The organism is Desulfocucumis palustris (genome assembly GCF_002933875.1).
Taxonomy (GTDB): Bacteria; Bacillota; Desulfotomaculia; order Desulfotomaculales; family Desulfocucumaceae; genus Desulfocucumis; species Desulfocucumis palustris.
Map to the genome: position 1 here is coordinate 35,007 of NZ_BFAV01000141.1, position 12,424 is coordinate 47,430.

10 protein-coding genes are annotated in these 12,424 nt (G+C 48.0%); 5 read left to right on the forward strand and 5 right to left on the reverse strand.

What is annotated here, in order from left to right; genetic code table 11:
- Positions 1-52: 52 nt before the first annotated feature.
- The 3 genes from DCCM_RS12500 to DCCM_RS12510 form a co-directional block, all read right to left on the reverse strand.
- Entirely contained in the window at positions 53-1,327 is a 1,275-nt protein-coding gene (locus DCCM_RS12500) for a D-alanyl-D-alanine carboxypeptidase family protein (RefSeq protein WP_104372728.1), read from the reverse strand.
- Positions 1,328-1,387: 60 nt separating this feature from the next.
- Entirely contained in the window at positions 1,388-3,325 is a 1,938-nt protein-coding gene (feoB, locus tag DCCM_RS12505) for a ferrous iron transport protein B (RefSeq protein WP_307718815.1), read from the reverse strand.
- Positions 3,326-3,588: 263 nt separating this feature from the next.
- Positions 3,589-3,846, reverse strand: coding sequence for a FeoA family protein (locus tag DCCM_RS12510; protein WP_104372729.1), 258 nt, complete (start codon positions 3,844-3,846; stop codon positions 3,589-3,591).
- A gap of 261 nt (positions 3,847-4,107) precedes the next feature.
- Between DCCM_RS12510 and DCCM_RS18675 the strand changes: the two genes are divergently transcribed.
- On the forward strand, positions 4,108-4,254 hold the full coding sequence (locus DCCM_RS18675; protein WP_165792143.1) for a hypothetical protein: 147 nt from the start codon (positions 4,108-4,110) through the stop codon (positions 4,252-4,254).
- A gap of 127 nt (positions 4,255-4,381) precedes the next feature.
- On the opposite strand, the gene DCCM_RS12515 is transcribed toward DCCM_RS18675, so the two are convergent.
- The gene (locus DCCM_RS12515; RefSeq protein WP_104372730.1) at positions 4,382-5,629 is read right to left on the reverse strand and encodes a glycosyl hydrolase family 18 protein; all 1,248 of its coding nucleotides are present in this window, start codon (positions 5,627-5,629) and stop codon (positions 4,382-4,384) included.
- 224 nt (positions 5,630-5,853) lie between these two features.
- Between DCCM_RS12515 and DCCM_RS12520 the strand changes: the two genes are divergently transcribed.
- The gene (locus DCCM_RS12520) at positions 5,854-7,071 is read left to right on the forward strand and encodes an MFS transporter (RefSeq protein WP_231702763.1); all 1,218 of its coding nucleotides are present in this window, start codon (positions 5,854-5,856) and stop codon (positions 7,069-7,071) included.
- Positions 7,072-7,076: 5 nt separating this feature from the next.
- On the forward strand, positions 7,077-8,381 hold the full coding sequence (locus DCCM_RS12525; RefSeq protein ID WP_104372732.1) for a polysaccharide deacetylase family protein: 1,305 nt from the start codon (positions 7,077-7,079) through the stop codon (positions 8,379-8,381).
- 26 nt (positions 8,382-8,407) lie between these two features.
- Here the strand turns inward: DCCM_RS12525 and DCCM_RS18680 are convergent, their stop codons facing one another.
- The gene (locus DCCM_RS18680) at positions 8,408-8,551 is read right to left on the reverse strand and encodes a hypothetical protein (RefSeq protein WP_165792144.1); all 144 of its coding nucleotides are present in this window, start codon (positions 8,549-8,551) and stop codon (positions 8,408-8,410) included.
- 266 nt (positions 8,552-8,817) lie between these two features.
- On the opposite strand from DCCM_RS18680, the gene DCCM_RS12530 reads away from it, so the two are divergent.
- Both DCCM_RS12530 and DCCM_RS12540 read left to right on the forward strand, forming a co-directional pair.
- Positions 8,818-10,338: a class I adenylate-forming enzyme family protein gene (locus tag DCCM_RS12530; protein WP_104372733.1), complete on the forward strand. Its 1,521-nt coding sequence runs from the start codon at positions 8,818-8,820 to the stop codon at positions 10,336-10,338.
- Positions 10,339-10,781: 443 nt separating this feature from the next.
- Positions 10,782-12,419 (forward strand): IS1634 family transposase, encoded by a 1,638-nt coding sequence (locus DCCM_RS12540; RefSeq protein WP_104372735.1) that lies wholly within the window; start codon positions 10,782-10,784, stop codon positions 12,417-12,419.
- Positions 12,420-12,424 lie beyond the last annotated feature (5 nt).

Genomic DNA, 12,424 nt, shown 5'->3' on the forward strand with positions numbered 1-12,424 from the left:
AATAAGTATACTGGGGGGGAAAATATCTGTCAATTGAGATAATGCCCATTATTTAGCGAATTGCCCCACTGGTCCTGGAACGCCTTACAATTCTGCGCCGGCCAAGGGCAATTTTAATACGCAGCGCAACAAATGCCAGGGCAATTACCGCCAGGGCCAGGGGAACATACCACCAGCTGAAAAAGGAACGGGCTTCAACGGTGCTGTAAGCAAGAAGATTAACTCTTCCTATTTCCTTGCCGGCTTCATAAAAAACCAGGGAACCAACTTTATCCTCCCTGTAAACCGGGGCCCTTTCACGGTCACTTTTCTCAATTTTTCTGGTCACATCAATATTGGCGCCCACAGGAAAATTGTAATAAAAGGATCTTCCCGCTATGGCGGTTACACTTTTTTCCTGGCCCCCGCCAACTTCCACCGAGTCCACTTTAACGCCTGATTTTACCAGTTCCACCGGGGAATACGCGGTAAAACCGTAATCCAGCAAGGCCTTGGCGTCACTGTAAATATTGTAGCCCTGGCTTTTTAGGACCACGGCCAGCATTTCCCGCTCACCCCGGCGGGCTGAAACCACAATGCACTGCCCGGCATCAACGGTGTAACCTGTCTTCACCCCGGTAGCCCCTTCATAGCTGAACATTGAGTTGGGCCAGATCATCCGGTTGTGGTTTACAAAGTCCACCTGGGGAATTCCGTTCACAGGATGCGGCAAATTCCTTTCAATGCGCTGGTGATAGGTGCCGACTATTTTTCTGAAAGTCGGGTTCTGCATGGCCGCCCTGGCAATGATCGCCAGGTCCCGGGGGGTGGTATAGTGTTCGGGATCAGGCAGGCCGTGCGGATTTTTGAAATTACTGTGTTCAGCTCCCAGGTTGCGGGCCTCCTTGTTCATAAGCACGGCAAAATCATCCACCGAGCCGGCCACGTGTTCCGCCAGGGCCGCGGCCCCGTCATTGGCCGAGGACAGCATCACGGCATACAGCAAATCCCGCACGGTCAGCTTCTCCCCGGGCTGCAGGCCCACCGCGGACCCCCCCGGCAACACGGCATCATCAGATATGGTGACCCACTCATCCAGGGAACAGTTTTTAATGGCGATAAGGCTGGTAAGTATTTTAGTGGTGCTGGCCGGGTACATTCTGGGCTCGTCTGCATTTTTGGCAAACAATACCTGTCCGTTGCGCATATCCATGACCAAGCCGGCCTCCGCCGTTATTTCCGGCTGGGCCTGTACAGCGGCAGGAAAGTATAAAACCGTCAAAAAAGTAAACAGTACTCCATATAATATTTTCCTGGTCAGCATTACTTCACCCGTTTTTCCGTCCAATATTTTATGATTTCTAAAATTTTAGCATATTTTTAATACTGTTCCAAGACACACAGCCCTTTATACCGGCCTCTCCCTGCCTTTTAAAACCAGGAGCCCGGCCAGCAAGAGCAATAACAAGCCGATTAAAACCACGGGCTTGTTTACTCCGGGTATTCCGCCCAGCAAGTCAAACAGCCTGGCCACCGTGCCGCCCACAATAAATGCTATGACCAATATAACCGGCCATATGATAATCGCCTGTCTCCAGCCCCGTTCTTTAAATATTACCATCACCGAGGCTATACAGGGAACAAAAAGGGTAAGTGTCACCAGGGCCACAAACTGCTGCTCCGGCTGCAGGGGTAAGCTCAAGAGGCCGGCGGTGCCGAAATCTCTTCTAATAAACCCCATTATAAAGGCATAGGCCGACTCCCGGGGAAGATCAAGCCAGCCCACGGTAAGCGGTTCCATAAGCGTTTGCAGTAAGTACAAAAGTCCGGTTACTTTTAGAAGGCTTAAAAATAACGCCCCTCCCAGAAAAATAGGAAAAGCTTCCTTTATAAAATCCCAGGAACGTATTAACGCCTTGGTTAAAACATTTTTCAACCTGGGCAGCCGCAAGGGCGGCAAATCCACCAGCAACGGCGTGGAATGCCCCGGTAAAAAGCGGCTTAATACGGTTCCCGCCGCCACCATGACACTCAGAATAATTAATATAAAAAGTATCAGATAATAAGGACCCAGTCCCGCCAGCACCGCGGTTACAAGGGCAAGCTGCGCCGAACAGGGCACCGCCAGGGCCAGGAGGAATATTGCTATTAACCGCTCCCTGTCGCTATGCAGCAATCTGGTGGTGATAGAAGCCATGGTTACGCAGCCGAAACCAAGTATTATAGGTATGACGGCCAGCCCGTTCAGACCCAGGGGAGACACGGACCGGTCCACCAGAATGGCGATACGCGGCAGGTAACCGGTATCTTCAAGGGTGGAAATAACCAGAAAGAACCCCAGCACCAGGGGAGCAAGAAGTCCGAACAGATAGGTCACGGACATTGTAAGCAGCCCGAATTGACCCGATAAAATCACTCCCAGAGGAGACGCCGGATCAATATAACCGGACAGCAACTTTTTAACCAGCGGCTCATAATAACCCTGCATAATAATTCCCTCGGTGAATTGAACCACCGTTTGGGCGAAGAACACGCCCACCAGCAGATATATTGCCCCCAGCACCACCAGTAATATTGGGATGCCGGTTAACGGCCTGATGGTCAGTCTGCCCAGCAATGAGGCGAGATTATCAACCCTGGTTTCTTCCCGGATCACGGAGGCCGCTATCATGTTCGCCCTTTCACGCCTGTGGCGATACAAATCATGGCGCTCCATCCCCGGAACAACACCCAGCTTTTCAGCAACCGGCAAGTCACCCTCAAGCAAAAGCAGCGCTTCTCCCCGGCTTATATCATATAGCCCGGCTAGCCGTTCCAGGCGTTTTTTCAAAAGCTCTTCAATCTTTCCCGGACGGGCTTCCGGCAAACGCTCCACCAGTTGGATTATACCTTTCTTCTCCACCGCCACCGTTGGTACCACGGGCACGCCCAGAAGGTCCTCCAGCAGCCCGTGGTCCACGGGCAAACCGCAGAGATCCGCCTCGTCCACCATGTTCAGGGCGATAAGCATGGGGACCCCGCAGTCGATAAGGTGCAGGGTTAAAAAAAGATCTCTTTCCAGATGGGCCGCGTCTATCACATTTATTACAAGGTGGGAAGACAAAATCAGACCCGCGGCCAGTTCTTCCTCCGCGGTAAAGGAAGATATACCGTAAATTCCCGGTGTGTCGATTATTATGTCTTTGCCCAGACGTCCATGGCACATGTTTACCGTGGTGCCGGGAAAATTACTGACATCCGCGTACAATCCGGTTAAAGCATTAAAAAGAGCCGATTTGCCCACATTGGGATTACCGGCCAGCACCATATAGCGGGCACCTTCAACAAACCCCGCTTTTTTGCCCAAATCCCGGCACTCCAATACAAGAACCCCTTTCCCTGCTGAAGGGATGAAATAGAATAAAATAGCATAAAATTAACCCGTTTATACGGGCCTGACTAAGATTGCATTAAATTTACGCTGTAAAACGAATCCGTTTATGGCACCGGTTAAAGCAAAAGAATCCACCTTTATCTCGCCAACAGCCTGTGAGACCCCGGCCTTGCAGGTGGGGAATAAACAGGCAATTAAGAAAAGGGGACACATCTCCCTTTATTTGACTCATTTCATTATTCAATTTTGTCCGGCAAAGCCTTTTCCGGTGAAGAAACAACAGCTTCAACCATAATGTTTTTGGCCAGCTTTCTTCCTATGGCTATTTCCTGATTGTGCAGGGATATTACCACAGGTCCGGCAGGGACTATTTCCCGGCAGGTAACCACCGCTCCTTCGGCTATACCGAAGCGAATAGCCTGGGTTCTTATCATATCGTCGGGAATAGACAGTATTTTTACCCTCTGTCCCCTTTTTACGCTGTCAAGAGTCAATGGTCGGCCTAACTCTCCTTATTTTTCAACAGATTGGTTAAGGAATGCTCCTTAAGGGGCAGCCCCGGCGGGAAATGATAAGGATTACCGTTATCACGCTTTATTATATTAGTATATGGCTGATAAATCAATATCAACCACTTAGCTATTACATTTTTTGCCATGGTATTTACATAGCATCAACACTTTTTTAACGGGTTAAAATATAAATGTATCCCACAGGCTGTTAACGGAATAAAAAATCAAAAAAGGAGGAACACCATGGTAAACATTAATACCGAAGGAATGGAAGTGGCTTCATTAAACGATATCCAGCTGCAAAACCTGATGGAAATTGAAAAAAAGCTTAACGGCGGCACAAATAAAACCGGTGAAATATATCTGCTGGCCGTAACCAGAAGAACCTGAGACGGCACTCCCAATACCGCCGGCTGACAAATCAGTGGCCGGTTGTCAGGCGGCAGCGGCGCCCTGATTTTGCATAAGCCAGGGCGCCTTGCTTTATATGTTTATTTCACAATAATCAACCAGACAATCAGGCAAATTTTTCTTTAACAGTATTCCAGAAGGACTGATCCTCGAATCCCATCCGCCAGAAAGCTATACCCGCCAGATTATAGTTATTCACCAGATTCAGTTTTATAGCCAGGCTGTAACTGTTCTCGAACCATACATCATGCCGTTTTCCATCCTTCCAGTACACCTGGTGCGGCACACTGTTGTAATTGTCCCACTGAACATTGCCGTACCGGCTAATCAAGCCGGCCATGGAACTCCAGGTAACCGCCTTCCCCTGACCCGGGGCGGACCAGTCATAACCGAAACACCCGATTCCCATTAAAATTTTATTTGCGGGAATCTCCTTAACCGAATAATCCATAACCTTTGTCACCCAGGGAAGTGAGGCCACCGGACCGGCGGAACCGCCGAACCAGTGCTCGTCATAGCTCATAATCACCAGGTAATCCGCGACACTTCCGATATACTTGTAATCATAAGCCCCGGACCAGTGATCCCCGGGATTATCGTATGTCTTTGCCGGCACGCAAACGGTAAGCAATTTATCCCCCAGGCTTTTTGCCAACTCCCCCAAAAAAGCATTGAAACTCTGCCTGCCGTATTCCGGTATACCCTCCAGATCAATGTTAACGCCGTCAAAACCATACTTATTCACGCTGTCCATTATATTGCCGATCAGCCTGCCTCTGCTGGTTTTGTTCGATACGGCGGAATAAGCGGAAGCCCCGTCAATGCCGCCGTTAATATTATGTATAAGCATAATTGTTTTGGCGCCCTTACTCTGGGCCATTTTCAATCCGTCGGAGCTGACTTTGCCCACCAGTCCGCCGCTGCTGTTTACCTGATAATCAAAAGTAGCCACCTGGTCAACTAACTGGCCGTTTGCTTTTAGAGAATCATAGGATAGCTTGTCCCCGGGGTAATCCTCCGTATAAAAACCCATCACAACTTTGGATAGCCCGCTTTTTTTACTCTCCAGGACCGCCCAGTCCGCCGGGCCTACTTTTCCATCCACGGTAAGCCCGTTTTTTTGCTCCATTCTTGTTACGGCCTGCAGGGTTAGGGAACCAAAATAACCTGATATAATGCCTTCGGGATAATATCCTGCCTGATTCAGTTTGCGCTGCAATTCAGACACGGAGGCTCCCCGGCTCCCGTATCCCAATATCTCGGTGCCGGCAGCAGAGGCCGGCACCGTTTCCGCCGGATAGAAAACCATGATCACGGGAAGCAGAAAAAAAATCAACCACCTTTTCCTGTTCATTCTCTTCCTCCCACTATTAATTATTAATTGACATCATTCGACATTATTTATAATAACAGTAATCAAGGGGCCTGAACAAACCTTTAATATTGCCTGTCCAGCCATCATCTGACATGGGGCAACTTCCCATATATCCGCCTTTACTGTATAATAGCCTTGACCCCGCTATTTCGCCGCCCTCACCATCCGCAGGGCTGTATAACAATTTCCAGGAGAACTTTGTTTTGACAGATAACCGCAATCCAATAAATTACAAAAATTACATCCTGCTGTTAATCCTTTTCCTTACCGAAACTGCCCGGGGCGCCTTCTTTTTAACATTTTTGCCCCTATACACGGTGGAAGGCCTGGGAATGGGGGTAACCGTAGCAGGCTTCGCGGTGTCGGCACATTACCTGCTGGAAACCCTGTGCAAATCCATTGCCGGATTGCAGTTTGACCGCCGGGGCAGGCCTGTAATTCTGGCGGGTATGACCCTGGGCTTTTTAGCCCTGGCCGCCATCAGGTTTCATCCGACACCCTTTGTTATTGTAGCCTGCTCAGGACTTTTAGGGCTGGGGGTTTCACCCCTTTGGCCGGGAATAATCACGGAAGTGGCCCCGGTAAATATTTCAGACCGCAGCTTCAGGATAGGCATGGTATTTTCAACCTGGCTGGCGGGAACAGGCTTCGGCATGGTGGGAATCAATTTTTTAATGTATCTTGGTTATGAAGTTAGTTTTAATATAATAATTTTCAGCCTCTTCACCGCCCTATTCACCGCCCTGTTGTTCCTGCGCCCGGCCCGCCGGGAAGCAAGGACGCCGGAAAAAGACTTTGCCGGCGGGATTCTGAAAACCATGCGGCAAATGTCCCAAAACCCGGCGGTGATAAAATTTTTGCTGCCGGGAATGTTCCTGCAGACCCTGGCCGCAGGACTTCTACTCCCGGTGCTGCCCGTTTTTGCCAGAGCCAGACTGGGATTGAACCATGACGAATACGGCCTTCTTTTATCGGCAGGTGGTGCGGCCACTGTTTTATTACTTATTCCCATGGGCAAAATTGCTGATAAAATAGGATTAAAGGCGGTGCTCGGAGCAGGATTTTTAATTACCGCCGCATCCATCGGCATGATTTCCCTGGTGGGGAATAAAGGTAATGTATATTATCTGGTGATACTGACGGGCATGGCCTACGCCGCGGTGCTCCCCGCCTGGAATTCCCTTCTGGCCAAAGCCATCCCGCCGGAGAGCCAGGCCACGGGCTGGGGCGTATTCGCCACGGTGGAGGGACTGGGGGTGGCGGTTGGTCCCGCCCTGGGCGGCATGGCGGGACGCTGGCTGGGGATCGACATTACCATATTGATTACCACCGGGCTTTTAACCGGCATGTCTGTTTTTTACCTTTTTTATCCTGTTGAAAGGCTGTTTGGCACCTGCGGAGATAAAAACATGTGGAAGTGAACCCTATGACTGAAACTATTATGAAATATTCAGTGTGGTTTTTTGTAATCTACGCGGTATTGCCCACCGTTCTGGTAAGGTTTTGCCATTTAGGGGCAATTTGGCGGCCGGCCAATAAGGGAAGGGTATCCATAACCTTTGACGACGGGCCGGACCCCAGGTATACGCCCAGGGTTCTGGATATATTAAAGGAAAATAACATCAAGGCCTGCTTTTTTGTGCTTGGCGAAAAAGCCTCCCGGCACCCCGAACTGATGACAAGAATTATTTCCGAAGGCCATGAAATAGGCAGCCACGGTTTCAAACACCGCTTTCCCTGGCTGCTGGGGCCTGTGGGCACCCTCAGGGAAATAAAGCACGCGTCCTCCGCAATTAAAAACAGCATCAATCAGCACCCTTTATTGTTTAGACCGCCCTGGGGCTTGCTTAATATATTTTCATTTATACTTTTCTCCTTTTCCCCTTCCAGGCTTAAAGAACATAAACTGGTTTTGTGGTCGTTCATGAGCTGGGACTGGAGCAAGGGCTGCACTCCGGATAAGATTGCAAGCTTTGTATTGCGCCGGGTAAAGGAAGGAGCGATTCTGGTGTTTCACGACAGCGACACGGTACCCGGGGCCGCCCCGGGGGCGCCTGAAAAAATGCTGGACTCCCTGCCCGGGATTATTAACCAAATACAGCTTAAGGGGCTGCAAATAACCCCCTTAAAAGAAATGATCCAAACAAAACCGCCGGGCAAAAGGCTTATGATCTGGCTGTGGAGTTTTTGGGACAGTATTGTTTTGCGCCTGGCCGGGGTGGAGCAGGTCACAGTCAACGGCCGCCCCACTCTTTTCCGGCTGGCGGTTAGAAAATACACCGGCCCGGAAATAAAAATGCCCTGCGGCACATATCTGCGGCAGGGTAGACGGATTTGCGAATTACATTTGAATAATGATATTGTGGCAGAGTTGCTGGCCGGCGAAACAAAACCGGAAAAAATTGCGGTGCGAATCGTAAGGGAACTTCGCCGCTCCCTGCCGGCCCTGGCCAAATTTGTGTCCGAAGAACCTAAATATAAAGATATACAGGTGATTGCAGGTGTGACCATGCTTCACCGGGCCACTGAAAAAATGGGATTTGTTTCCGCAGACATAAAATCCGGCACAATGAAAAGAATTATTGGTTTTTACCAATCCCTTATACTCCGGATTTACCATCCGGCGGGGAAAAAACGCTTTGCCGGACAGGAAGGCCGGCTTGAGCCGAAAATTGTGGCAATAAGTAAAAAAAGCCTGCTTCAAAAGGCTGGCCGGTGGTCATCCGTTTAAGTTCGTCCTGCCCCGGCCGTGACAAATTATTTAAAAACAGAAATGAATAATAACATCATCAGCCCCGATATGGTAAAAAATAAAAATAACAGCAAAAACACTGGGTCCACCCGCAGCCGGCCCAGTTTTATTTTCCGGGGCGAGTACTGTTTTTCCTTTTCCTGGCCCATAAAATATCAATTCCTCCCGTTTCATTACAACTGTTAAAATATTTTATTTCTTAACAAGAATTGCTGTCAAACTTTAGTTTTCAATAGTTATACTTAATATCTTACTAAAGAAGGATTTTTACTTGACGGGGAGAATTTTTATGGGTAAAGTAATTTATTTAAATGTTCTAGAAAATTATTGTAAGAATACAAGGCCATAACGGCCTCCCAGACATTAAGCCGGTTTCAAGCCTTACCAGTTCGAGGCGCACAAGGAGGTTTTTTTAATGAATCTGTCCCTCAGGCTAGCCGAACTCGGCCGGATGTCTCCGGGTCACGAAGCCCTGATATATTATGACCAGCGCCTTACATATTCCCATTTAAACACCATGGTAAATAAACTGGCAAACGGTCTGACAAAACTGGGCCTACTCCCCGGGGACAGGGTCATTTTAGCCCTAAGTAACTGCCCGGAGTTTATAATTTCCTATTACGCCATAATGCGCATACGTGCTGTGGTTGTTCCCATCAACAACCAGTACACCATTAATGAAATAGGGATAATAGTGCGGGATTCCTCCCCGGCGGCGGTAATTACAGACGAAAAACTATTGCCGTCATTTTCAAAACTTTCTGCTGAAACACCAATAGACCGGGGAATAATAATTATCCGTTCCTTCCCGGAAGGGAAAAACATTCATTCATTTACCACCCTTATGGACCAGGGGGAGCCCGAATACCGGTCGGGCGCCGAATATCAAAGGGACGAAGTGGTGGAACTGCTTTACACCTCGGGCAATTCAGGCAGCCCCAAGGGCGCCATGCTTACCCAAAATAACCTGTACTCCAATGCCCTTACCTTTGTGCAGGTAAACAATTTTACTCCGGACGACAGATCACTGCTGGTGGCGCCGGCGTTTCACGCCGCGGCGCAGACATGCGTCATGAACGCCACCATAGTTTCAGGCGCGACAATGGTGGTTCATGACGGCTGGGTGGGACCGGAGGCGCTTTTGAAAGCAATCCAGGATGAAAAGATAACTTTTTATTTCGGCCCTCCCACCATGTACGCTTTGCTGGTAAACCACCCGAATACGGAAAAGTATGATACCGGGAGCTGGAAAATCGCCTATACCGGGTCCTCCGCACTTTCTATAGACATATTCAATAATTTTGAGAAAAAATTTGGTTTCCAAATTACCGAGGGCTATGGTCTTACCGAAACCTCCCCGGTGGTAACCTCAAATCCGGTTCATGGACTGAAGAAGCCGGGTTCCATAGGGCTTCCCATTCCCGGCGTGGAAGTAAAAATAGTTGACTATGAAGACCATGAAATGCCTCCGGGAGAAATAGGTGAAATACTTGTTAAAGGCCCCAATGTAATGAAGGGGTATTTCAACAGGGAGGAAGAAACCCAGTGGGTAATGCGCAACGGCTGGTTCCACACCGGGGACCTGGCCTATAAGGATACGGACGGCTATCTCTTCATAGTTGACAGAAAAAAAGACCTGATTATACGCGGCGGGCTGAACATATATCCCAGGGAAGTGGAAGAAGCTCTATACACGCACCCAAAGGTTTTTGAGGTTGCCGTGGTTGGCGTTCCGGACCCTGTAATGGGCGAAGAAGTGCTGGCCTTTGTACTGTTAAGAAACGGCGACAAGGTAGATCCGGAGGAACTGAAGGAATACTGCAAGGATAAACTGGCCAGGTATAAAATCCCCAAATATATCAGGTTTGTGGAGAATCTCCCCAAAACAACCTCGGGCAAGCTGCTCAAAGGAGCCCTGCGTAAAATGCTTGACTGACCCCGCTTAATGGCGGGGCTTTATTTTTCAGGGACAGGGGGTTGAGCTCCGGGTCCGCTCAAACCCTGCCCGCCATGCCGGGGGAATATCAGAAATAATGGTTGGTAGAATTAATTGAAAATTTTTAATTTATTTATTTGGACTGTGAAATATTGCACAATTCCATGGGTTCTAATATAATTGTTAATAACAAAAAGAATGATTACCCGAGCGGGGAAATCCTCAATTGGTACGGACCGAAGGTTATGAAAGAGCACAAAAATAAATGCCCAAAAAATCATATCAAAATATCTATTTTTAAACGGCGCCCCGAATAATGTCCCCAATTTAAAGGAGGTGTTCCTTCGCAGAATTAGCCGGCTATTATTTTTGGCGGGAATGTTCTAAATGTCACAATCCCGGGCCTGTCCGTTTCATAAACTGTTGGTAGGGTGGTGATTCAGATGTTCTTTCGAAAAGTGACAAGTAAAAGTAACGGAAAAGAATACACCTATGTCAAATTAATAGAAAACTACCGGGAAGGAAACAAAGTAAAGCAAAGGGTCGTGGCCAACCTGGGCAATATTGAAGATTTAACCCCTGAAAAAGTCCAAAGTCTTATAACGGGGCTGAACAGGATTTGCGGCTTTTCCCAGGATATAGCACAGGAAATAGAGTCAAAAAAAGTATTGGAATTTGGAGAGGTAATCGCCATAAACAAGGTCTGGGATTTCCTTGGCGTAAGCAAAGCCATATCCCAATCCATGCAGGACGGCGACAACCAGGACATTCCCTTGCTGGTTGAATTAATGGTTATGAACCAGATCATTAAGCCAAGAAATTCAAAAGCTGTTTCCGACTGGTACCGCTGCCTCTATCTCCCCCACCTGGAGGGAAAAAGATTAACGGTGGATCAGTTCAACGAAGCTCTGGATTTACTTGTATCCAATAAAGATATGCTGGAAAACCATCTTTACGAAGCCATTAACAAAGTGCTGCCGCTAAACACCGAAACAGTTTACTGCAACCTTACCAGGGCATATTTCGAGAAGACAGACAGCGACAGCGAGTCTATTTTAGAAACCCCGGACAGAAAGCTTGTTGAAGCAGGCATACTATTGACCCGGGACGGGATACCCATCGGCGGACATATATATCCTGTCAGTTTGAACGAGGAAGACGGTTTTAAAGAAAAAATGGAGGGCATTAAAGAGACATACCGCACCAAAAATATTATTTTTGTGGGCAAGCAGGCGATAATCGGCGAGGAAAATATACAACTCCTGACAGCGTACGGACATCAATATATTATCGGGCTTGAGCTCAGATTCAACCGGGAGGTGGAACGGATTCAGGGTGAAATGCGCGCTCCCGGGGAAACCTTTACCCACCTAAGCGACAACATGGCATACAAGGATATTAATATAAGAAACACCCGTTACATTATATGTATTGATACCCAAAAGGCCGACGCTAAAAAGAAATGGATCGACAACAGATTGAGTTCCATTGAAAAGGAATTGTTGCAGATAAAAAAATGGGTATCCGAAAAATTCGGCACAAATGCCAGGGCAAATTTCTACAAAGCCAGCGGTATTTTAAAAAATACCTATTGTAAACGTTATTTTGACTGCTGGTACGATGAGAAAAATTTTCAGTTCGACTACGAGCAAAAGAGTGACATAATTGAGCGGGATAAATCATACGCCGGCAAATTTATTCTGAAAACAAACAATATGGAATTAACCTCCCAGGAGATAATCAAATCATACCTGAATTACAGAAAGGCCCGGAATGAAATAAAGCTGATTAAAAACTATGAACCGTTTCCGGAGGAAAGCTGGGAAAAGAGGATCAAAGGTCATGTATTCATATTCATGCTGGCTTACCTGGTGGAAAAAACCCTTGAGCGCATTTTAGTCAGCAACGGCATGTCCATAAGCGCCTCAAAAGCCCTGGCTATGCTGGAAGATATCAAGGTGACTGTTAACCAGTTGAACAATTCGGAGATAAAATCCGTTACCCCGGCTTATGAGCCCCAGCAAAAAATACTGAAGGCACTGGGCATCAAACAGCTTCAAAGGATGCTGGACGGCTATTAGGGCAC